The 21,442-nt window shown below is 65.8% G+C and carries 20 protein-coding genes and 1 tRNA gene; 16 read left to right on the forward strand and 5 right to left on the reverse strand.

Annotation, left to right across the window (positions count from 1 at the left end; translation table 11 throughout):
• Window position 1 precedes the first annotated feature (1 nt).
• Window positions 2-1,339 (forward strand): tetratricopeptide repeat protein, encoded by a 1,338-nt coding sequence (locus N539_RS16245; RefSeq protein ID WP_051531665.1) that lies wholly within the window; start codon window positions 2-4, stop codon window positions 1,337-1,339.
• Here the strand turns inward: N539_RS16245 and N539_RS16250 are convergent.
• From N539_RS16250 to N539_RS0108565, 4 genes are all read right to left on the reverse strand, one after another.
• Window positions 1,336-2,217 (reverse strand): aspartate carbamoyltransferase catalytic subunit, encoded by an 882-nt coding sequence (locus tag N539_RS16250; RefSeq protein WP_037552704.1) that lies wholly within the window; start codon window positions 2,215-2,217, stop codon window positions 1,336-1,338. The genes N539_RS16245 and N539_RS16250 overlap by 4 nt on opposite strands.
• 11 nt (window positions 2,218-2,228) lie before the next feature.
• A complete protein-coding gene (ruvX, locus tag N539_RS0108555; protein ID WP_028969919.1) occupies window positions 2,229-2,699 on the reverse strand; it encodes a Holliday junction resolvase RuvX in 471 nt (156 codons plus the stop codon).
• A complete protein-coding gene (locus N539_RS0108560; RefSeq protein ID WP_028969920.1) occupies window positions 2,696-3,808 on the reverse strand; it encodes a DUF3089 domain-containing protein in 1,113 nt (370 codons plus the stop codon). The genes ruvX and N539_RS0108560 overlap by 4 nt, the downstream gene beginning before the upstream one ends.
• Before the next feature lie 114 nt (window positions 3,809-3,922).
• Complete coding sequence (locus N539_RS0108565; RefSeq protein ID WP_028969921.1) at window positions 3,923-4,450, reverse strand: DUF4402 domain-containing protein; 528 nt, start codon at window positions 4,448-4,450, stop codon at window positions 3,923-3,925.
• 289 nt (window positions 4,451-4,739) lie between these two features.
• On the opposite strand from N539_RS0108565, the gene gatC reads away from it, so the two are divergent.
• The 8 genes from gatC to N539_RS0108605 all read left to right on the forward strand — a co-directional run bounded on the left by gatC (window position 4,740) and on the right by N539_RS0108605 (window position 12,832).
• Window positions 4,740-5,027 carry an Asp-tRNA(Asn)/Glu-tRNA(Gln) amidotransferase subunit GatC gene (gene gatC / locus N539_RS0108570; protein ID WP_028969922.1) on the forward strand — a complete coding sequence of 96 codons (288 nt, stop codon included), beginning with the start codon at window positions 4,740-4,742 and terminating at the stop codon, window positions 5,025-5,027.
• Entirely contained in the window at window positions 5,024-6,496 is a 1,473-nt protein-coding gene (gene gatA, locus N539_RS0108575; protein ID WP_028969923.1) for an Asp-tRNA(Asn)/Glu-tRNA(Gln) amidotransferase subunit GatA, read from the forward strand. The genes gatC and gatA overlap by 4 nt, the downstream gene beginning before the upstream one ends.
• Window positions 6,493-6,855: a hypothetical protein gene (locus tag N539_RS0108580; protein ID WP_156029848.1), complete on the forward strand. Its 363-nt coding sequence runs from the start codon at window positions 6,493-6,495 to the stop codon at window positions 6,853-6,855. Before gatA ends, N539_RS0108580 begins: the two co-directional genes overlap by 4 nt.
• Window positions 6,852-8,318: an Asp-tRNA(Asn)/Glu-tRNA(Gln) amidotransferase subunit GatB gene (gene gatB, locus N539_RS0108585; RefSeq protein ID WP_028969925.1), complete on the forward strand. Its 1,467-nt coding sequence runs from the start codon at window positions 6,852-6,854 to the stop codon at window positions 8,316-8,318. The genes N539_RS0108580 and gatB overlap by 4 nt, the downstream gene beginning before the upstream one ends.
• Window positions 8,319-8,393: 75 nt before the next feature.
• Entirely contained in the window at window positions 8,394-10,091 is a 1,698-nt protein-coding gene (locus tag N539_RS0108590) for an alkaline phosphatase family protein (protein WP_037552709.1), read from the forward strand.
• Window positions 10,092-10,194: 103 nt separating this feature from the next.
• Window positions 10,195-10,965, forward strand: coding sequence for a hypothetical protein (locus N539_RS0108595; protein WP_028969927.1), 771 nt, complete (start codon window positions 10,195-10,197; stop codon window positions 10,963-10,965).
• Window positions 10,965-12,188, forward strand: coding sequence for a M48 family metallopeptidase (locus tag N539_RS0108600; protein WP_051531666.1), 1,224 nt, complete (start codon window positions 10,965-10,967; stop codon window positions 12,186-12,188). The genes N539_RS0108595 and N539_RS0108600 overlap by 1 nt, the downstream gene beginning before the upstream one ends.
• Before the next feature lie 14 nt (window positions 12,189-12,202).
• Window positions 12,203-12,832, forward strand: a complete 630-nt coding sequence (locus N539_RS0108605; protein WP_156029849.1) for a hypothetical protein — start codon at window positions 12,203-12,205, stop codon at window positions 12,830-12,832.
• Here N539_RS0108605 and N539_RS19125 read toward each other — a convergent pair.
• Window positions 12,829-13,014: a hypothetical protein gene (locus N539_RS19125; protein WP_037552705.1), complete on the reverse strand. Its 186-nt coding sequence runs from the start codon at window positions 13,012-13,014 to the stop codon at window positions 12,829-12,831. The two genes, N539_RS0108605 and N539_RS19125, sit on opposite strands and share 4 nt — an antisense overlap.
• 105 nt (window positions 13,015-13,119) lie before the next feature.
• Here N539_RS19125 and N539_RS0108610 point away from each other — a divergent pair.
• From N539_RS0108610 to N539_RS0108640, 7 genes are all read left to right on the forward strand, one after another.
• Window positions 13,120-13,204: transfer RNA gene (locus N539_RS0108610), tRNA-Leu, on the forward strand.
• 63 nt (window positions 13,205-13,267) lie between these two features.
• Window positions 13,268-14,908 carry a trigger factor gene (gene tig, locus N539_RS0108615; RefSeq protein ID WP_028969930.1) on the forward strand — a complete coding sequence of 547 codons (1,641 nt, stop codon included), beginning with the start codon at window positions 13,268-13,270 and terminating at the stop codon, window positions 14,906-14,908.
• A 45-nt stretch (window positions 14,909-14,953) separates the two neighbouring features.
• Complete coding sequence (locus tag N539_RS0108620; RefSeq protein ID WP_051531667.1) at window positions 14,954-15,943, forward strand: glycosyltransferase family 2 protein; 990 nt, start codon at window positions 14,954-14,956, stop codon at window positions 15,941-15,943.
• A 120-nt stretch (window positions 15,944-16,063) separates the two neighbouring features.
• Window positions 16,064-18,955 (forward strand): TonB-dependent receptor, encoded by a 2,892-nt coding sequence (locus N539_RS0108625; protein ID WP_051531668.1) that lies wholly within the window; start codon window positions 16,064-16,066, stop codon window positions 18,953-18,955.
• A gap of 127 nt (window positions 18,956-19,082) precedes the next feature.
• On the forward strand, window positions 19,083-19,739 hold the full coding sequence (locus N539_RS16260; RefSeq protein WP_051531669.1) for an ATP-dependent Clp protease proteolytic subunit: 657 nt from the start codon (window positions 19,083-19,085) through the stop codon (window positions 19,737-19,739).
• A 281-nt stretch (window positions 19,740-20,020) separates the two neighbouring features.
• Window positions 20,021-20,560 carry a RidA family protein gene (locus N539_RS0108635; protein WP_037552712.1) on the forward strand — a complete coding sequence of 180 codons (540 nt, stop codon included), beginning with the start codon at window positions 20,021-20,023 and terminating at the stop codon, window positions 20,558-20,560.
• Window positions 20,561-20,792: 232 nt separating this feature from the next.
• Window positions 20,793-21,442: epoxide hydrolase N-terminal domain-containing protein (locus N539_RS0108640; RefSeq protein WP_231462793.1), on the forward strand; the 650-nt coding region annotated here is incomplete at its 3' end.

Genomic DNA, 21,442 nt, shown 5'->3' on the forward strand with positions numbered 1-21,442 from the left:
AATGGCTAAGCCTTCCAGACTGGGTACCGCGGTCCCGCTCGCAGCGCTCGCTACGCTGCTCACGGGTTGTGCCAGCGGCACCGACGGCGTTCGCACCGCTTCCTACCAAAGCGGAAAGCCGGACGGCGATGTCGGCCTGGCCACCCGCGCCATGGCGGCGCTCAACGACAAGGATCTGCCGACGGCGATCGATCTTGCCGAAAAGGCCGTCGCCAAGACGCCGGACGACGCCGGCTTCCGCGGCTTGCTCGGCAATGCCTATTTCGCCGCCGGCCGCTTCGCTTCGGCGGAATCAGCGTACAAGGATGCGCTGAGCATCTACGAGAATCAGCCGCAAATGGTGCTGAAGCTCGCGCTGGTCGAGATCGCGCAGGGGAAAACTAGCGAAGCCGCCAATCTGCTCGAGAGCGGCCGCAGCATGCTGGACGCGGCCGATTACGGGCTTGCGATCGCGCTTGCGGGGCGCCCTGCCGACGCCATCGCGACGCTGCAAACCGCCGCGCGCGACAAGAACGCGGACTCGCGAGTGCGCCAGAATTTGGCGCTCGCCTACGCTTTGTCCGGGGATTGGGCGAACGCGAAGACCATTGCGGCGCAGGACGTCGCGGCCAATCAGCTCGATGCCCGCATCCAGCAGTGGATGGAGTTGGTGCGTCCATCCCATCCCGCCGACCAGGTCGCGGCCTTGACCGGCGTCAAGCCGGCGATCGACCCGGGCCAGCCGGTTCGGCTCGCGCTACGCCAAAGCGATACCCCGCTTGCTCAAGCGAACGTTGATCCAACGCCCGCTCCGGCGGTCGTCGAACCGGCGCCGGTCCAGCAGGTCGCGGAGGCCGCGCCAGTCCCGCAGCCCCAAACATTCGCTCCGGCCCCGCCACCGGCAGATCCGGTCCGCGTCGCCGCCACGGTCGAGCAAGCTCCGGCTCCGGTTGCGCTTGCAGCCATCGCGCCCGAGGCCCCGGCCGCATTCGTGGCGATGGCCGCCAGGTTCGCTCCGGCACCGAAGCCGGCCAAGGCGCGCCGCGCCCCGGTCAAGGTCCGCCCGGCAGCGATGCCGGTCGGCAAAGGCCCGGTCATGCAGCTCGGCGCCTACAAGTCGCCGCAATATGTCAACGCTGCATGGAGCCAGCTGACGAAGAAATATCCGGCGCTGCATGCCTATCTGCCGCTCCGCGCCCGGTTCGATTCGCCCAAGGGCACCTTTTACCGCCTGTCGGTCCAAGGCTTCGCGAACCAGCGTGAGGCGCTCGCTCGCTGCCAGCTGCTCAAGAGCCGTGGCGGCACCTGCTTCGTCCGCGGCTTCGCCGGCGACGCGCCGGTGCAGATCGCGAGCCGCTAAGCGAGCAGCAATTCCAGGCAGGCCATGCGGGCGGCGACGCCCATTTCGACTTGCAGCGTGATCAGCGACCGGTCGGGATCGTCGGCGATCGCGCTCTCGATCTCGACGCCCCGGTTCATCGGGCCCGGGTGCATCACGAGCGCATTGGGCGCCGCCTTGGCGAGACGCTCCGAAGTCAGGCCGTAGCGCTTGAGATATTCCCCGGGCGCATCACCGAGATCCTCGGCCAGCCGCTCGCGCTGAACGCGCAGCATCATCACCACGTCCGCGCCCGCGATGGCGTCGTCGACCGTCAGCGCCGGAATGCCGCCCGGCATCAGCTCGGGCGGCCCTGCGAGCCGCACCTCAGCGCCGAGACGCGGCAGCAGCTTGGCGTTGGAGCGGGCGACGCGGCTGTGCTCGATGTCTCCGCAAATCGCGATCTTGAGGCCCGCGATGCGGCCGAGCCGATGGCGGATCGTCGCCGCGTCGAGCAGCGCCTGGGTCGGATGCTCGTTGGTTCCGTCGCCGGCATTGATCACCGGGCAGTCCATGAGGAATGCGATGGCGGCGGGCGCTCCATTTTCCTGATGACGGATGACCAGGGCATCGGGCCGCATCGCGTTCAACGTGCGCGCGGTATCCTCGAGCGTCTCGCCCTTCTTCACTGATGACTGCTCAACCGGCAACGTGACGACCGAAGCGCCGAGGCGGTGTCCGGCGGTTGCGAAGGACATCAAGGTCCGCGTCGAATTCTCATAGAACAGGTTGAACAGCGTCTTGCCGTGGAGCAGCTCGCTCACCTTGCCGGCGCGGTTCTCGGCGAACCAATGATCGGCGCGGTCGAGCATGGTCGCGATCTGGCCGTCGTTCAGCGAATCGATCGAAAGAAGGTCCACGAGCGCTTCGCCTAACTGCCGTTCGAAAGATTGGCCAGCGCGTCGATCGCGCCCTGCAGGATGTGCGCGGCGGCGAGCGCGTCGACTTTCTCGGCGCGCCTGGCACGGCTGACGTCGGCCGCGATCATGGCCCGCTCGACCGCCTGCGTCGACCAGCGCTCGTCCCACAGCAGGATCGGCAGGCTCAGCGGGGCGAGGTTGCGGGCAAAGGCGCGGACCGACTGGGTGCGTGGGCTGTCGCTGCCGTCCATGCTGAGCGGCAGGCCGACGACGAGGCCCACGACATGCTCGCGGGCGATGAAATCGCGCAGCAGCTCGAGGTCCTTGGTGAACTTGGCGCGGCGGATGGTCTCCGACGGCCCGGCGAAGTGCCAGCCGGCATCGCAGATGGCCAGGCCGATGGTCCGGGTGCCGACGTCGAGGCCCGCGAGCTTGCCGTGCGGGACCGCGCTCGCAAATTCGTCGGTCGTCGATGCGATCAGCGATGCCATGCGCGCGCCCTCCGCTCGGCGTCGTTGCGGATCGCCTGCCAGAACAGCGCATAATCATAGACGTGATAATTGTTGCCCGGCAGCACGAACGGACCGAGTGCTGGAATTGCGCCGCTCAACACCAACAGGCCATTGCGGCAGGCGGCACCGACCTGACCCTTGACCAATGAGGCCGTGGTGAGGTCGGCGTTCGGCACCAGGGTGCCGGGATTTTGCTGCGGCGTTGCAGCGCCATCCTTCGTGCCGGTCAGCGGGTTCACGCACAGCATGTCCGCCTGCTTGCGGTCCTTGCCCAGGAAGCCGGCGGAATGCTCGTAGGAGTGCAGCACGAGATCGGGGTTGGCGGGCTCGGCGAAGCTCATCCACGACAGGATGCAGCCCGCCTGATCCGGCGCCGTACATGCCGGGAGCCCGAGCGCGGGGAGGTCGGCGGTCGTGCTGACCGGCCAGCCGACGACGTAAGCCACGACGATCCGCTTCGCGATCGCCTTGCCGGCGACCTTCTCGCGCAACAGCCGCTCGAGATGCAGCGCGCCCTGGCTGTGGCCGGCGAGGATGATCGGGCCGTCGTGGTTTTGCTTGACGAATTGGTCGAAGGCGGCGGCGACGTCCGAGTAGGCGAGATCAAGCGCGGCGCGGGCATCGGCGCTATTGAGCAGGAACGCACCATAGGCCGCCTGGCGATAGCGCGGTGCCCACACCTCAGCGTCTTGAGCGAAGGCGCTCGCCTGGCTCTGCACGAACAAGCGCGTGCGAAACTCGGTTTGTCCACCTGGGAGGAGCGGCGCATTCCAGCGGTCGCGCTCGAGGTACGTCGTCGGGTGGATGTAAAAGACACGGGTGTCGATGGCGATCGGGTCGACGCGCACTTCATTGGTCGGCGACCAGCGGGAAGGGTCGTTGGCCAGGCCCGGCCGGGCGATCCAGTTCGAGGGATTCGCATAGTCCGGCCCGCCCCCCGCCGCTGCCGCTTCGAAATGCCCCCGCGGCGTCGCGCTCCTGAGGAGGACATTGCCGCCCCACTGGTAGACCGCGAACGCCCCCGCGACGACCAGCAGGGTGAGGACGAACACGAACCCGAGGAAGCGACGCGCGCACATTGGCCGGCGCCCTATGGGGCGGATGGGCAGCGGGCAAGCCGATGCCCAAAAAGAAAGCGGCTGCGGAGCGCCAAGCCCCGCAGCCGCCACTGCTTCGTAAATTCGAAGCCTGGCTTACGGATAGACCGCGGTCAGGTCGAACTGCGAGCTGTAGGTGCCGTTCTGCTGGTTCGCGGCGATGCTGAACGCGCCGCCGACGAACACGGTGAAACGGCCGAGACCGTCCGTCGTGCGCGTGGTGAGACCACCGGTATCGAGGCTCAGCACAGCCGGAATGCTGGCCGGGCAGGCCGCGCCGCCGGTGCAGATCACGCCGCCGGCCGGCTGGGTGAGCGTCAGCTGGACGCTGGCGTTGGGATCGCCCAGGCCGTCGAACTGTGCACGGCCGAACGAACCCGGAAGAGCAACCACTGCGCCGGTCGTCGTACGAGCGCCGGTATCGGAATTGACGCTAACGGTGCCCGGAAGAGTCGCATCGGCGGCAACCGTGCCGAAGTCGAGGTCGCTCGACGAGGTCAGGCTCAGCGACTTGAGGACGATGCCCCTCGCGTTGGCCGTGGCCGTCGCGGTAGATGCCGCCATCGCGGGCGTCGCTGCAACCAAAGTAGCGGCGAGAGCCGCGAGAGAGACATAATAGCGCATTGTATTCCCCACTTTTTGGAAACGAGGGGGCCTAAATGCACCAAGGGTATCAAGACCCGTTGAAAACATGTGGTTGCCCGCAAATTAACTTTTTCCGGCGAGCAAAAGCATCCTCGGACGCGAACTTACGCCGCCGAGCGCAGTCGGTGGAGCGGGTCTTGGTAAGCAAATGGCTAAGTCTGTTTGCCGGGAATGCCGGCGAAGGCGGAGCCCAAACCGAAACGGCTAACGGCGCGTTACCCAAGCCCATGCTAGCCAGCGGCCCGGGCCGCCGCTATCCGGCGCGTCCATGTCCGTATCTTCCGAACAGGTCCGCCATATCGCGCGGCTCGCCCGGATTGCGATGAGCGATGAGGAGATCGAGCGCCTCGTCCCCGAGCTCAACGCGATCATTGGCTGGGTCGAGCAGCTCGGCGAAGTGAATACCGACGGCGTCGAGCCGCTGACCGCGGTAATCGACCAGAAATTGCGGCTGCGCGAGGACGCGGTCACTGACGGCGACTGCCGCGACGCGGTCCTCGCCAACGCACCGAACGCACAGCATGGGTTCTTCGCCGTGCCCAAGGTGATCGAGTGAGCGAACTCACGTCCAAGACCATCGCCGAGCTGCGCGACGGCTTGCGTGGCGGCGAGTTCACTGCGCGCGAGGTTGCCGAGGCGTACAATGCCGCAGTCGCGGGCGCGAAGCTGCTCAACGCTTATACGGTCGAGACGCCCGAGGATGCGCTGGCCGCGGCCGCGGCCGCGGACAAGGCGCGCGGGCAGGGCGACCTGTCGTCGCTCGCCGGCATCCCGCTCGGCATCAAGGACCTGTTCGCGACCAAAGGCGTCGACACGACCGCCGGCAGCAACATCCTCAAGGGCTTCAAGCCGACCTACGAAAGCACGGTCACCGCGAACCTGCGCAAAGCGGGCGCGGGGATGCTGGGCAAGCTCAACATGGACGAGTTCGCGATGGGCTCGTCGAACGAGACCAGCGCCTACGGGCCGGTGATCAGCCCGTGGCGGCGCAAGGGCAGCAATGTCGGGCTGACTCCGGGCGGCTCTTCGGGCGGCTCGGCGGCGGCGATCGCTGCCAGGATCGCGCCGGGCGTCACCGGGACCGACACCGGTGGCTCGATCCGCCAGCCTGCCGCGTTCGCCGGCATTTGCGGGATCAAGCCGACCTACGGCCGCTGTTCGCGCTGGGGCATCGTCGCGTTCGCCAGCTCGCTCGACCAGGCGGGGTCGATGGCGAAGAGCGTCCGCGACTGCGCCATCCTGCTCGAGGCGATGGCCGGGTTCGACCCCAGGGATTCGACCTCGCTCGACCTGCCGGTGCCCAAGTGGGAAGCGAACCTGTCGAGCGACCTTAGGGGCAAGCGCGTCGGCATTCCGAAGGAGTATCGGATCGACAGCGTCCCCGCCGAGATCAACGCTTTGTGGGACCAGGGCATCGAGTGGCTCAGGGATGCCGGCGCGACCCCGGTCGAGATCAGCCTGCCGCACACCAAATATGCGCTGCCGACCTATTACATCATCGCGCCGGCGGAGGCGTCGTCCAACCTCGCCCGCTATGACGGCGTGCGCTACGGCTTGCGCGAGGAAGGGGTGAAGACGCTCGACGACATGTATGCGGCGACCCGCGCAGCGGGCTTCGGCGAGGAAGTAAAGCGCCGGGTGATGATCGGCACCTACGTGCTGTCGGCCGGCTTCTACGATGCGTACTTCACCAAGGCGCTGCGGGTGCGGGCGCTGACCAAGCAGGATTTCGCCAAGGCGTTCGAGCAGTGCGACGTGATCCTGACCCCGACCGCGCCGTCGGCCGCGTTCGGGATCGGCGAGACCACCGACCCGCTGGCAATGTATCTCAACGACGTATTCGCGGTCCCGGCGAGCCTTGCCGGGCTGCCCGCGATGTCGGTTCCCGGCGGCTTGGACGGGCAGGGCCTTCCGCTTGGGCTGCACCTGATCGGCAACGAGCTCGACGAGCAGATCGTCCTCAACGCCGGCCTCGCAATCGAGGAGCGCGCCGGCTTCACCGCCAGGCCGGAGAAATGGTGGTGAGAATCATCGCCGCACTTGGCCTGCTCGCGCTTTCTGGTTGCCAAGGTACAGTCATGCACCGGGAAAGCATTCCATTTTCGCAGGGGACGGCGGAACTCGTGATTACGTCAGTTGGCGGCGCTCTTGGGGAAGAAAAATACGAGCTAAAATATCGAAATGGCGACCACACCGAGACCTTCTTCCGAGGTGCAAACTTTAGTGAGTTCCACGCCGGCGAACGCGACGGGAAGTTCGTTATTCAGATGTGTAAGGGTTGGATCGATCACGCCGAGCCAATCCTCTATGGCAATAGAAGGAACCCTCAGTTCGTGCGGTTGAACCTGGATTGGAATTGTCGCGATAAGAGTCACGCGGCATGACTGACTACCGCATCAAGGGCGAAACCGGCGAGTGGGAGGTCGTCGTCGGCCTCGAAGTCCACGCGCAGATCACCGCCACCGCGTCGAAGCTCTTCAGCGGCGCGGCCACCGCGTTCGGGGCGGAGCCGAACACGCAGGTCAGCCTGATCGACGCGGCGATGCCGGGGATGCTGCCGGTGCCGAACAAGGAGTGCATCCGCCAGGCGGTGCGCACCGGCATGGCATTGGACGCGGTGATCAACCGCACCAGCCGCTTCGACCGCAAGAATTATTTCTACGCCGATCTGCCGCCCGGCTATCAGATCAGCCAGCTCTACCACCCGATCGTCGGTCCGGGCGAGGTTGAGATTCTCCTCGACGAGAAGGACGAGAATTCGGGCAAGCAGATCGGCATCGAGCGGCTGCACGTCGAGCAGGACGCGGGCAAGCTGATGCACGACCAGCACCCGACGATGAGCTACGTCGATTTGAACCGCGCGGGGGTCGCCTTGATGGAGATCGTGTCGCGGCCGGACATCGGTTCCCCGGCGGAGGCAGGCGCCTATTTGAGGAAGCTCCGCGCGATCCTGCGCTACGTGGGCTCGTGCGATGGCAATATGGAAGAAGGGTCGATGCGCGCCGACGTCAATGTCTCGGTGCGCCGGCCTGGCGAACCGCTCGGCACGCGGACGGAGACCAAGAACGTCAATAGCGTACGCTTCGTCATGGCCACGATCGAACACGAAGCGCGGCGTCAGGTCGAAGTGATCGAAGAGGGCGATGAGGTGGCCCAGGAAACGCGGCTGTTCGATCCCGACAAGGGCGTGACGCGCGCACTCCGTTCGAAGTCCGATGCGCACGACTACCGCTACTTCCCCGATCCGGACCTGCTGCCACTCGAGCTCGACGAGGCGTTCCTCGACGAATGCCGCGCCAGCCTGCCCGAGCTGCCGGATGCCAAGCGCAAACGCTTCGAGGGGCTGGGCATCACGCCCTACAATGCGAGCGTGCTGACCGCCGAGGTCGAGACCGCGCGCTGGTTCGACGTGCTGCTGGATGCCGGCGCCGAGCCAAAGCAAGGCGCCAATTGGGTCGTCGCCGAGCTGTTCGGGGCGCTCAACCGCCGCGGCGAAAGCGTCGCCGACACCCCGGTCTCGCCCGAGGAAGCGGCCGAGCTGCTGAAGCTGGTCGCGGACGGTACGATCAGCGGCACAATCGCCAAGCAGGTGTTCGAGATCATGCTCGAAACCGGCGAGGCGCCCTCGAAGATCGTCGAGGAGCGCGGGCTCAAGCAGACCAGCGACACCGGCGCGATCGATGCCGAGATCGACAAGATTCTTGCCGGCAACGCCGACAAGGTGGCGGAATATCAGGCCGGCAAGCAGGCGCTGTTCGGCTTCTTCGTCGGCCAGGTGATGAAGGCGATGCAGGGCAAGGCCAACCCGCAGCTGGTCAACGAGCGTCTGCGCGCGAAGCTCGACTAATTCGTCATTGCGAGGAGCGCAGCGACGAAGCAATCCATGAGGGCGGGGAAGCTGGATTGCTTCGCTGCGCTCGCAATGACGGGGAGTGTCCTTTTGCGTAAATTCATCGTCGCCGCAGCTGCGCTCCTCTGTGCCTGCCGGTCGGATGCCCAGCCTCAACCTCCCGTCGCGCCTGGTGCGCCGAAGCTTTTGATCGTCATCTCGGTCGACCAGTTCTCGGCGGAGCTGTGGGACGAGTACCGGCCGCAGTTCACCGGCGGCTTCGCGCGTCTTGCGGCCGGCACGGTGTTCCGCAACGGCTACCAGAGCCACGCCGGAACCGAGACCTGCCCCGGTCACTCGACGATCACGACCGGCGATCGTCCGACGCTGACCGGAATTGCGATCAACACCTGGTACGATTTCTCCATCCCGCGCGCCGACAAGGCGGTCTATTGCGCCGAGGATGAGAGCGTGCCGGGCTCGTCTTCGAGCGGCTACACCGTCTCCGCGAAGCATTTGAAGGTGCCGACGCTCGGCGAGCTGATGAAGGCGCGCTGGCCCGCCAGCCGCAACGTCGCCGTCGCCGGTAAGGACCGCGCCGCGGTGATGATGGGTGGCCACAATCCTGACCAGCGCTGGTATTTCAGAGGAAGCCAGGGCTTCGTCACCGATCTTCAGGGCGTGGCCGCACCCGCGAGCCTTGCGCGCACCAATACGGCGGTGGCGGCGGAGATTGCGCAGGCCCAGCCAGGACTCGATCCCCCGCCATTCTGCGCGGCGAAATCGAAGACCTACGTCCTCGGCGGCACGCCCGATTCGCTCCCCGGCCCGCCGCGGACGGTCGGCGCCGGGCGCTTCGAGCGCGCTGCGGGCGACGCGACTGCCTTCACCAATTCGCCCGAATATGACGCCGCCGTACTGGCCATCGCGGCGTCGCTGACCGGCGAGATGAAGCTGGGCCGCGGCCCAGCGCCCGACCTGCTGTCGATCGGCTTGTCGGCGACCGACTATGTCGGCCACCGCTATGGCACCCAAGGGCAGGAGATGTGTCTCCAGCTCCTGTCGCTCGACCGTGACCTCGGCGACTTTTTCAACGTCCTCGATCGCAGCGGGATCGACTATGCAGTCTCGCTGACCGCGGACCATGGCGGCTTCGACATTCCCGAGCGCGCGAAGACGAAGCTGCCCGACGCGGCGAATGTCGACGTGGCACTCGATTCGTCGAAGCTCGGTAAGGCCATCGGGCAGGCGCTGGGGCTCAGCGGGCCAGTCCTCCGGGGCGAATGGGCGGGCGACATCTGGGTCGACGGCTCGCTTGCTCCCGCCGACCGCAAGCGCGTGATCGACGAGGCGCTGAGGCGCTATCGCGCGCATCCGCAGGTCGAAGCCGTCTTCACCAAGGACGAAATCGCGCGAACCCCGCTGCCGACCACCAGCCCGGACAAATGGAGCCTGATCGAACGGGTGCGCGCATCCTACGACCCGCAGCGTTCCGGCGACCTATGGGTGGTGCTCAAGAAAGACGTCGCGCCGTACCCGTCGACCCCAGCGCTCGCCTCGACGCACGGCACGCCGTGGGACTACGACCGGCGCGTCCCGATCCTGTTCTGGCGGCCCAACATGGCGGGACCGCCCCGCGACGAGCCGATCGAAACGGTCGACATCATGCCGACCCTGGCGGCGATGATCGGGCTGCCGCTCGCTCAGCAATCCGTCGACGGCCGGTGCCTACCGGTTCCCGGTGTCGCTTGTCCTGCGGGCGTCGCCGGCACCGAACGAGGCAAGCGCTAACCATTTAATAACCTTGTCTTTCTTTCATGAACCATTCAGTCTCCGAGCGGCACTGAAAGGCTGGGGAAGGGCGCGGCGTGAGCGCCGGTTGGAGGGTTCCGTGATGCGGAAAGTGGGACTGGCGCTCGCGCTGACGCTCGGCCTCGGCGGTTGCGTCGAGACGCGGCAATTTGCCGATGCGCAGTTCGAGCCGCCGCAGGGCGACTATAAGCTGCTCGTCCTTCGCCCCGACGTCACCGTCGGATCGCTGACCACTGGCGGAATGGTCGAGCCGCGGGCGGACTGGACCGACCAGGCGCGCGCCAGCATCACTACCGCGCTCCAGGCGCAGCAGTCGGCGCGCGGCGCGCACATGCTCATCGTCCAGCACCGCAACGAGCTGCCCGGTGTTTCCGAACAAGAGCTGGCCGACATGGAGCGGCTCAATGCCGCGGTCGATGAATCGATTGTCGTCCACAAATATCTCGGCGACTATCTGCCGACCAAGCGCGGTCGCGGGCTCGACTGGACGGTGGGCGACGACGCCGTGAACCTCGGCCGCAAGACCGGCTACGACTACGCGCTGTTCCTCCATGCCGAGGACGAGGTCGCCTCGACCGGGCGGATCGTGCTCGGCGTGCTCGGCGCGGCAGGCTGCGTCGTCGGCTTCTGCGCTCCGAACATCGGTGGCGCGGCCCAGCTCGATTATGCCTCGCTCGTCGACCTCAAAACCGGCGAAGTCGTGTGGTTCAACGTGGTTCGCGCCGGGAGCCAGGTTCCCGGCATCAAGTTTGGCGACCTCCGCACGCCGCAAGGCGCCGAGCAGATGGTCGAGCGCCTGCTGGGCCGGATGAAGCCCGGCCTCGCCATCCGCCGCGCGCAGGCGGTTCGCTGATGTGCAGGCGCCGCCTCGAGCTCAGCCGGCGTTCGCTGCTGATCGGCGGCGGCGTCGCGGCCGCGTCGCTGACCACCGGCGTCGCTCAGGCGCGGATCCGCCCCGCCGATATGACCCCCCTGATCGGGCCCCGATACCGACCCACCGATAAGGACGAGCAGGGCCTGTGGAAGGAGATGGAGCGGGCAGAGGAGGAAATCGCGGGCTCGAACCTGCTGATCCAGGACCCGCAGCTCACGGGCTATCTCAAGACGATCATCGGCACGGTGGGCGGGCCGGCGGCGAAAGACTTCCGCATCTATCTCGCGCGGATCCCGGACTTCAACGCGATGATGTTCCCGACCGGATTCGCGGTGGTGTTCTCCGGCCTGCTCTTGCGAATGCGCAATGAAGCGCAGCTGGCCGGCGTGATCGCGCACGAATCCGGGCACTTCCTGCGCCGCCATCAAATCCGCTCGTGGCGCGACATGCGGCGCAAGACCGACATTTTCGCGATCGGCGCGATGATGGCCGGAGTCGGGGGCGCCGCCGCCGGCGCCTATCTCGGCGATTATGTGCAGCTCGCTCAGCTCGGCACCTTGCTGTCGCTGTTCAAGTACAGCCGCGAGATGGAGGCCGAGGCGGACGCCATCGGCGCGCGCCTGATCGCCGACGCCGGCTACGCGCCGGTCGAGATGGCCAATATCTGGCAGCAGCTGATCGGCGAGGAGGAGGCGAGCGCGCGCTACCGCCGCAAGCGTCGCCACAAGGGCACATTGTTCGACACCCACCCGTCGTCCGATGCCCGGATGGCCGACCTTCGTGCCAGCGCCGCCGAAGTGACGGTCCCGGGCCGCGACTATCGGACCTATCGCGAGCGCTATTTAGCGACGATCGCAACGATCCGTCCGACGCTGCTCGACGACCAGGTCAAGCTCAATGACCCCGGTGCGAGCCAGTATCTGATCGAAACCCTGGCCAGGGACGGTTGGAACGGTCTGCTCCGTTTCCACGAGGGCGAGGTCTGGCGGCTGCGCAACCGCCACGGCGACGACGTGCGCGCCGCGCAAAGCTATGCGGCGGCGGTGGTCTATCCCGATGCTCCGGCGGATGCTTTCCGCTGGCATGGCATCTCTTTGATGAAGGCGGGCCGGTCCGGCGAAGCGAAGGCGGCGTTCGCCCGCTATCTGACTATGAAGCCCGACGCGCCGGATGCCGCCTGGGTGCGGCAGACGATGGGTTGAGAGAGGCGAAGGCAGTGAACCGATTGACCCGAATTGCGCTTCTCGCAGCCGCGCTGCCGCTCGCGGCCTGTTCGTCGCTTGGCGGCGGCGAGTATGGCATCGGCGACTACACCCTCATTCGCGTGCACCGCGTCAATGTCGGCGACGGCGGGATGTCGGTCGTCGCGCCGCGGCCGTGGAACGAGCGCCGCCGCTCGATCCTGTTCGACGACGTCCGCGAAGTCGAGGACTGGACCCTCAACGGGCCGATCCTCGACGGGATCAGCTTCGTTTCCGGGATGAAGAGCGGGCGCTATCTGATCCGCCAGCGCAGAACGGCCGACCAGCAGGTCCCGAAATTCCGGGGCGACATGACCCCGCCCGAGATCGCGGCAATGCTCGAGAGCCTCTATCGGGTGCGCGGCGGCGCGGTCGATTTCAGGACGCTGTCGCTGCAGCCGCGAGCGTTCCTTGGCGCGAACGGGTTCCAGCTCGACTACGAGCATCTCGACAGTGACGAACTGTGGCGCAAGGGGCGCGCGGTCGGCGTCGTGATCGACGGCCGCCTGTACCTTATCCTGCTCGATGCCGCGCGGTCGCATTATTACAACGCGACGTTGCCCGATTTCGAAGCGATCGTCGCCTCCGCGCAACTGCGGCGCTAGCCTACCGGCGAAATCGGCCCGGGCGAAGGCGTCGTCCCTGGCGTCGAGGGGGCCGGCACGTCGATATCCGGGCCCTGCGGCGGGGTTTCGGGCGGCGGTTCGGTCGGCTGGCCCGGTTGCGATGGTTCCGGGGTTTCCGGCGGCTGGCCGGGATTTTCCGGGATTGGGGGAAGCTGCTGCATGGGATCTCCTCGGCAGCGGAACGCGCTCCCTTGGCGAACGGTTGCCCGCTCGCGCGGGTTGCCCAACCGGCCATCCCTGTTATAGGCGCTCGACCTTCGAGGGCCGCGCGCGTGGCGGAACTGGTAGACGCGCTGGATTTAGGTTCCAGTATCGCAAGATGTGGGGGTTCGACTCCCTCCGCGCGCACCATTTCCCGCTGCCACGGCACGGAAAATCGCCTCAGCCAGGATTATTTGGGAACCGCAGACCGTGATCAAGAGCGTCGAGACTGAGACCGAAGGCCTGAAGCGCGCCTTCATGCTGACCATTCCCGCCGAGGATATTCAGGCGCGGGTCGACCAGGAAGTGAAGCGGATCGCGCCGCAGGTGCGCATGCCCGGCTTTCGCCCCGGCAAGGTGCCGCCGAACCTGATCAAGAAGATGCATGGCGACGCGCTCCAGCGCGACGCCCTCAACGGCGCGGTGCAGGCCGGCGTCCAGCAGCTACTCGAGGAGCAGAACGTGCGCCCGGCGCTCCAGCCGCAGGTCGAGCTCAAGGACGAATATGAGCCGGGCAAGGACGCCGAAGTCCACGTGCGGCTCGAGGCGCTCCCCGACGTTCCGGCGCCGCAGATCGACGGTCTGGCGCTGACCCGGATGACGGTCGCGGCGGATGAGGGCGCGGTCGACGAGCAGCTCCAACAGATCGCTAGCGCCAACAAGCGCTGGACCGACGCCCCCAAGAAGCACGCCGCGGCCAGCGGCGACCTCCTCGTGATCGATTTCGAGGGCAAGGTGGACGGCGAGGCATTCACCGGCGGTGCCGGGACCGACATGTCGGTCGAGATCGGCTCGGGCCAGTTGATCCCCGGGTTCGAGGATCAGCTCGTCGGCGCCAAGGCCGGCGACAAGCGCGACCTCGAAGTGACCTTCCCGGCGGACTACAACGTCGCCGATTTGGCGGGTAAGCCGGCGACTTTCGCGGTCACCGTGAAGGGCGTGAAAACGGCGGGCGAGACCAAGGTCGACGAGGAGTTCGCCAAGTCGCTCGGCCTGCAGAGCCTCGACCAGCTGCGCGACGTGATCCGCGACCAGCAGCGCCAGGAGCTCAACGGCCTGACGCGCACCCACATGAAGCGCCAGCTGCTCGATCAGCTCGCCGCCCGGCATGACTTCATCGTGCCGGAATCGATGGTCGAGGCGGAGCATCAGAACATCCTCGGCCAGCTTCGCCACGAAGCCAGCCACGAGGCGGACCCGAACGCCGCGCTAGCGGAGATCGAGAAGGATGCCGACGAGTATCGCAAGATCGCCGAGCGCCGCGTTCGCCTCGGCCTGCTGCTGTCCGAGATTGGGGCCGCCAACGGCGTCGAGGTCAGCGACCAGGAGATGAACCGGCTGATCGCCAACGCCGCCGCCCAATACCAGGGCAAGGACCGCGACACCTTCCTCCGCTATATCCAGCAGGAGCCGATGGTTGCCGCGCAGCTGCGGGCGCCGCTTTATGAGGACAAGGTCGTCGACTTCCTGTTCTCGAAGGCCGAGATCGCCGAGCACACCGCGAATCGCGCCCAGCTCGAGGCCGATCTCGAAAGCGAAGAAGGCCACGTCCACGGCCCCGGCTGCGGGCACGACCATCTCGCTCCGGCCAAGCCCGCGAAGGCGAAGAAGGCTGCGAAAGCCAAGGCCGCCGCCAAGCCGGAGCCGGAAGCGCCGGCCAAGGGCCCGGTCGAAAAGGCGCCGGCCAAGCCGAAGGCCGCAAAGCCGTTGAAGGACGCGGCGCCGGCGAAGGCTCCCGAGGCGAAGGCCAAAGCCAAGCCTACCTCGAAGACGGCGGATCCCAAGCCGGCGCCGAAGAAGGCTCCTGCGAAGAAGACTCCGGCGAAGAAGACTCCGGCGAAGGAGGGCAAATAAGCCCATTCGTCCCGAGCTTGTCGAGGGACTGCCTTTGTATCTACCATGGCGGCGAAGGGCAGGGCTTCGACAAGCTCAGCCCGAACGGGGGATTTTGTGCCTGAAGTTCAGCGGCCACGCATCGCCGTGCTCCTTCCCTGCTACAATGAGGAAGCGGCGATCGCGGCCACGGTTGCCGGATTCCGCGCGGCGCTCCCCGGGGCGGTGGTCTACGTCTATGACAATAACAGCGGCGACGGCACGCGGGCTGCCGCAGTGAAAGCCGGAGCGATCGTCCGCACCGAACGCCAGCAGGGCAAAGGCAACGTCGTCCGGCGGATGTTCGCCGACATCGACGCCGACGTCTATGTGATGGCCGACGGCGATCTGACCTACGACCCGAAGGCCGCGCCGGCGATGGTCGACCAGCTGGTCGGCGAGCAGCTCGACATGGTCGTCGGCACCCGTCGCCATGAGGAAAAGGGCGCCTATCGGGGCGGGCACGTGCTCGGGAACCGGCTGTTCACCGGGCTGCTGTCGGGCCTGTTCGGGCGCAGCTTCAGCGACATCTTCTCGGGCTATCGCGTGTTTTCGCGCCGCTTCGTGAAGAGCTTCCCGGTGCTCTCGGCGGGCTTCGAAATCGAGACCGAGATGAGCGTGCACGCGCTCGAGCTTCGAATGCCGGTCGGCGAGGTCGAGACCGCCTATGCGGCGCGCCTTGAAGGATCGCACTCCAAGCTCTCGACCTGGTCCGACGGCTGGCGCATCCTGAAGACCATCGTCACGCTCTATCGGGTCGAGCGGCCGGTTCTGTTCTACGGCGGCATCGGCGCGTTGCTGCTCGCGCTTGCCATCGTCCTTTCGATCCCGTTGATCGTGACCTACCTCCACACCGGCCTCGTGCCGCGCGTGCCGACCGCGATCCTGGTCACCGGGATGACCATCGTCGCCGTGCTGTGCGTCTTTGCCGGGCTGATCCTCGATACCGTCACGCGCGGCCGCCGCGAGGTTCGGCGGCTGGCTTATTTGTCCCTCGCAGCGCCGGGCGAAGTGTAGACGAATTGCATCACCCTGCGACAATTATGTCGGATGCGTGACGGTTCCGGGTTTTTCCTACCCTGCGGCTAGGATACTGTTGTTGGGACCGCCGTACTCGCGGCCAACAGGGGGAATCATATGAAGCGGATCGACATCGTGCTGCGCGCAAGCGTCGCGACTCTGGCAATCACCGTAGCTTCGGCCGCCGAGGCGCAGAGCACGCTGCCGCCGCCCGATGTGCAGAATGCGCAGGCGGGACCATCCAACCAGCCTGACCGGCTGGGCGAGATCGTGATCACCGGTTCGCGTATCCGCCGCAATCCGCTCGACCAGGAATCGCCGATCGTCTTCATCGATCAATCGGACATCCAGAAGACCGGCCTCAACTCGATCAACGACGTGTTGCAGCGGCTGCCGAGCTCGGGCGGCGGGATCAATTCGGGCAACAACACGTCGGGCAACATCGGCAGCCCGCCGGACGGCAGCGGCGTTGGCGCCGGCGCCGCCGAAATCGACCTGCGCTACCTCAGCTCGCGCCGCGTGCTCGTGCTCGTCGATGGCCTGCGCTACGTCAACGGCGCCTCGGCCTCCGGCGTTCCGGGCGCGACCGACCTCAACTCGATTCCGGCGAGCGCGATCGAGCGCGTCGAAGTGCTGCAGGACGGCGCCTCGGCGATCTACGGCTCCGACGCGATCGCGGGGGTGGTCAACATCATCACCAAGCGCCGGCAGACGGGCTTCGATGCCTCGGTCCAGCTCGGCAAATATCTCGACGAGGGCGATGGCTTTTCCCAGAATTACCAACTGAGCTGGGGCAATGGCGACAGCGGGCCGCTCCAGGTCGTCATCGGCGGCAATTTCGTGAAGTCCAATGGCGTGCTGGCCGGCGACCGCGCCATCTCGGCGTTCGCCGACCCTTACGCCACCGATTGCCTTGGCGGTGGCTGTTCCACCTTCATGGAGACCGGCCGCTTCGATGTGCTCACGGATCCGACCAAGCCGTTCGATGCCGTAACCAACCCGTTTCTAGGCCTCACGCTGAACAAGCCGGTGACCAACGGCCTGCCGCCGAATTACCCGACGGACTTCAAGAAGTTCGGTGCTGCCGACACGTACAACTTCGCGCCTTTCAACTATATCGAGACGCCTAACAAGCGCATCGGCGGCTTCGCGAACCTCAAGTACGAGCTCGCGGACGACATCAATTTCTCCGCCAAGGGGATTTACAACCACCGGACGTCGGCCAACCAGGGAGGGCCGCTGCCGCTCGGCATCGGACCGGATCTCGGCCAGGGCAACATTCTCGACACGATCACGGTTTCCGCGACCAACCCGTTCAATCCGTTCGGGGTCGACCTGGTCCCAGGCGAGAATTATCGCCAGATCCGGCGTCGCCTGACGGAGATCGGCCTCCGGCGTTACTTCCAGACGGTGAACACGATCTACGGCGTGGCGACGCTCGACGGGAAATTCTCGGCCCTCGCCGGCGACTGGTTCTGGGACGTCAACGGCATCTACGGCAGCAACAAGGCCAAGCAGACCTTCCTCGGCAACATCAACGCCGCTCACCTCCAGCAGGCACTCGGCCCCGTGGCCCAGTGCACCGCGCCGTGCGTGCCGTTTAACTTCTTCGGCACGGTGGGAGCGGTGACCCCGGCCATGCTCGACTGGATCGGCTTCGACGAGCATGACTCCAGCGAGCAGAAGACCTGGGATTTCAGCGGCAACATCTCGGGCAAGCTGTTTCGCCTGCCGGGCGGCGACCTCGGCCTCGCCGCCGGCGTCGAATATCGCGACCTCAAGGGCCGCTACGACCCCGATCCGGTGATCGCCGCCGGGCTTGGCGCCGACATCCCGTCACTGCCGACCAAGGGCGGGTACCACGTCAAGGAAGCCTATGCGGAGCTCGACGCGCCTTTGCTGAAAGGGCTGCCGATGGCCGAGCTGGTCGAGCTTACCGGCGCAGTTCGCTTCTCCGATTATTCGACCTCCGGATCGCACACCACGTTCAAGGCCGGCGCCAACTGGATGCCGGTTCGCGGCCTGAGGCTCCGCGCCAATTGGGCCCAGGGCTTCCGGGCGCCGTCGATCGGCGAATTGTTCGGTTCGAAGTCGCGCTTCGACGCCTCGGTCGACGATCCTTGCTCGGTGCTCAGCGAGCGCGACCGCAACTTCCTCAACGATACGACGGTGCACGCCAACTGCGTAGCACAAGGAGCACCCAATGGCTCCGACACGCGGCCGAAGGATCAGCTTTCGGTCGTCACCGGCGGCAACGAGAACCTGAAGCCGGAGACGTCGAAGAGCTGGGTGATCGGCGGCGTGCTTAGCCCCGACTTCCTGCCAGGCTTCTCGTTTGAGGCCAATTGGTACGACATCCGCGTCAGCGGCGCGATTCAATCGGCGGACGTCCAGTCGACGCTGTTGACCTGCGTCTACGAGAACGACCCGCTGGCGTGCGGCAACGTCCATCGCTCCGGCAGCGGGAACATCACGCAGATCGAAGGAACCCTGCAGAATATCGCTGGAATCAAGACCCAGGGTTGGGACTTCAACTTTGCCTATCGCACTCGGCAGGCGAGCTGGGGACGGCTGGGTCTGACGTGGAACAACACCTTGCTGCGCAAATTCGACGTGATCACCCCGACCTCCACCGGGACCGAGATCAAGCATCGTCGCGGGACGGAAATCGGCAGCCCGGCGCAGGGATATCCCAAATGGCGCTCGCTCGGGATGGTCGACTGGGACAACGGCTCGTTCGGCGCAACCCTGACCGGCCGCTACATGTCCGGATTGACGGAGATCAACGGCGGCGACAACAAGATGAAGTCGATCTTCTACACCGACGCTCAGCTGCGCTGGAACCCGAGTTTCTGGTCGCTGAAGAACCTCGGTCTGGCCGTCGGCGTGAACAATCTGTTCAACGCCCACACCCCGGGCTGCGCCAGCTGCGACATCAACAACATCGACCAGACACTCTACAACACGCCGGGCCGCTTCTATTACGCGCGCATCGGCGTGAAATACTGATCGTCCGAGCAAGTTCTGAAGACGGGGGGCGGTCCAGCGATGGGCCGCCCTTCGCTTTAGGGCTGGCTTGAACCTTGGGCCGATCCGCCCGATGTAGGCGCGACACAAATTAGAGGATCGCACTCACGTGATTGACCATCAGGATATCGTTTCGCAACTCGTCCCCATCGTCATCGAGCAGTCCAACCGGGGCGAGCGCAGCTTCGACATTTATTCGCGGCTGCTGCGCGAGCGGATCGTGTTCATCACCGGTGCGATCGAGGACCATATGGCGAGCCTCGTCACGGCCCAGCTGCTCTTCCTCGAGTCCGAGAACCCGAAGAAGGACGTCTTCATGTACATCAACTCGCCGGGCGGCGTGGTGACGGCCGGCCTCGCGATCCACGACACCATGCAATACATCCGGCCCAAGATCAGCACGGTGTGCATCGGCCAGGCGGCATCGATGGGCAGCTTCCTGCTGGCGGCGGGCGAGCCCGGGATGCGGGTCGCGCTGACCAACAGCCGGATCATGGTCCACCAGCCCTCGGGCGGCGCCCAAGGCATGGCCGCGGACATCGAGATCCAGGCGCGCGAGATCCTCCGCATGCGCTCGCGCCTCAACGCGCTCTACGCGCAATATACCGGCAAGACGATCGAGCAGATCGAGACGGCGATGGACCGCGACACCTTCCTCGAGGCCGACGAGGCCAAGGCCTTCGGCATCATCGACGAAGTGTTCGACAAGCGCCCCGACGCCGGCGAAGACGGCGGGACGGGGGCGGGGGATGTGACGCCGGCGTAGGGACGCCGAGCAGAAGGCGGAAATTGCGCAGCGATTTTCGACTTCTGTCGTAGAGCCGTCACAAGCCCGGCCGGCGGGGCGGCGAGCCTAAAGCGAGCCGAACCGGTCCGACGCGGTCACGCGATTCACTCGCGTGACCCAGCCTGCCTAACCCTCTCGACGGGAGAAGGTGGCCGCGCAGCGACCGGGTGAGGGGTCCTGAACCAATGTCTGCTTTCGACCCATTGCGGACATTGGGCGCGTGCGTCAGAGTCTGGACCGCGCACGACGGGAGGCCAGCCATGCCATTCGGTCATTTTCGCATTATTGCCGCCTTGTTTCTTTGCTCGTTGGCTAGCCCAGCGCTTTCCGCGGAGATGAACACGCCAGAGCAAAAGCTGGCCGCGGCTGGATACAAGTTGCCCAATCCCGATGTGCCCGAGGGCAATTATGTGAGCGCGGTCCGAGCGGGCAATCTTCTATTCTTTGCCGGTCATGGCGAGTGCGGCCGCACTGAAAAGCTCGGGAAGGTCGGTGCGGATCTGACAATCGAGGAGGGGCGGCACTCTGCGGAGTTGACCGCGCTTTGTATGCTGGCAACGGCGAAGGAGCAGATCGGCGAGCTCTCGCGGATTGAGCGGTTCGTTCGGATTTTCGGTATGGTCAACGCCACGGAGGACTTTGCACAAAGCCCTAAGGTCATCGACGGCTTTTCTAACGTCATGACCACGGCCTTCGGCGAGGGCGGGAAAGCCGCTCGCGCTGCAATCGTCATCCAGTCATTGCCGGGACGTATTCCGGTGGAGGTCGAAGCCATCGCGCTGTTACGGGCCGACAAATAGCTAGCTTCTAATGTCTGCTTTCGACCCATTCCTGCCGCTAGCGCGCTGGGGACGACCTTCGACCCCGATGCTGCGATCGCCATATTTATGCTAACATAGTTTAATTCAATTGACCCAACTCGCCCATGAGGTGCACGGCGACTAGCGACCGGTTGGTCTCAGCTCCTCTTTGCTTACCCACGGCCCTGTGACGCGTCTCGAAACTCCAAACGCCTTCATCGGGAGATTGAGCATGTCCGCACGGCAGTCGCTAATGGCCCGCCGCCATTTCCTCATCACGTCGGCTTTGGTTGGCGCTGGCGGGCTGATTATTCCCTCCGTCGCCCATGCGGAGAGTGCGCCACTGCCGGATGCTCAAACTATCTCGCCCACGCCGACCACGAGTACTTCGGCAGCAGGGCTTCCCGGCGCGTTGCTGGCCGCTACCGCCGCGACCGCACAAGCAAGTGGCGACGGCTCCATCCGGCCGTTCCATTATCGCGCGAGCGACAATGAACTCGCGGACCTCAAGCGCCGTGTCGCGGCGACGCGCTGGCCCGAGCGGGAGACGGTCAACGACACCACGCAGGGTGTCCGGCTCGCAACGATGCAGAAGCTCGCGGACTATTGGGCTAAGCACCACGACTGGAGTCGCGCAGAGGCGCAGCTCTTTTCCTATCCCAACTTTATCACCAACATCGACGGGCTCGACGTCCACTTCATCCACGTAAAGTCGAAGCATGCGAACGCGCTCCCGGTGATCATCACCCATGGTTGGCCGGGCTCGATCATCGAGCAACTGAAGATAATCGGCCCGCTGACCGATCCCACGGCTTACGGTGGCACCGCCGCCGACGCCTTCGATATCGTGATCCCATCGCTCCCGGGCTACGGCTTCTCGGG

It is taken from the genome of Sphingomonas sp. URHD0057 (assembly GCF_000620665.1).
Taxonomy (GTDB): Bacteria; Pseudomonadota; Alphaproteobacteria; order Sphingomonadales; family Sphingomonadaceae; genus Sphingomicrobium.

Coding starts and splice junctions, on each gene's coding strand:
- N539_RS0108620 (WP_051531667.1), top strand. CDS start 14,954: ATGGCGGCGAAGGGCAGGGCTTCGACAAGCTCAGCCCGAACGGGGGAT.
- N539_RS0108600 (WP_051531666.1), top strand. CDS start 10,965: ATGTGCAGGCGCCGCCTCGAGCTCAGCCGGCGTTCGCTGCTGATCGGC.
- N539_RS0108560 (WP_028969920.1), bottom strand. CDS start 3,808: ATGTGCGCGCGTCGCTTCCTCGGGTTCGTGTTCGTCCTCACCCTGCTG.
- N539_RS0108590 (WP_037552709.1), top strand. CDS start 8,394: ATGACGGGGAGTGTCCTTTTGCGTAAATTCATCGTCGCCGCAGCTGCG.
- N539_RS16245 (WP_051531665.1), top strand. CDS start 2: ATGGCTAAGCCTTCCAGACTGGGTACCGCGGTCCCGCTCGCAGCGCTC.
- N539_RS0108625 (WP_051531668.1), top strand. CDS start 16,064: ATGAAGCGGATCGACATCGTGCTGCGCGCAAGCGTCGCGACTCTGGCA.
- N539_RS0108565 (WP_028969921.1), bottom strand. CDS start 4,450: ATGCGCTATTATGTCTCTCTCGCGGCTCTCGCCGCTACTTTGGTTGCA.
- N539_RS19125 (WP_037552705.1), bottom strand. CDS start 13,014: ATGCAGCAGCTTCCCCCAATCCCGGAAAATCCCGGCCAGCCGCCGGAA.
- gatB (WP_028969925.1), top strand. CDS start 6,852: ATGACTGACTACCGCATCAAGGGCGAAACCGGCGAGTGGGAGGTCGTC.
- N539_RS0108635 (WP_037552712.1), top strand. CDS start 20,021: ATGCCATTCGGTCATTTTCGCATTATTGCCGCCTTGTTTCTTTGCTCG.
- N539_RS0108595 (WP_028969927.1), top strand. CDS start 10,195: ATGCGGAAAGTGGGACTGGCGCTCGCGCTGACGCTCGGCCTCGGCGGT.
- gatC (WP_028969922.1), top strand. CDS start 4,740: ATGTCCGTATCTTCCGAACAGGTCCGCCATATCGCGCGGCTCGCCCGG.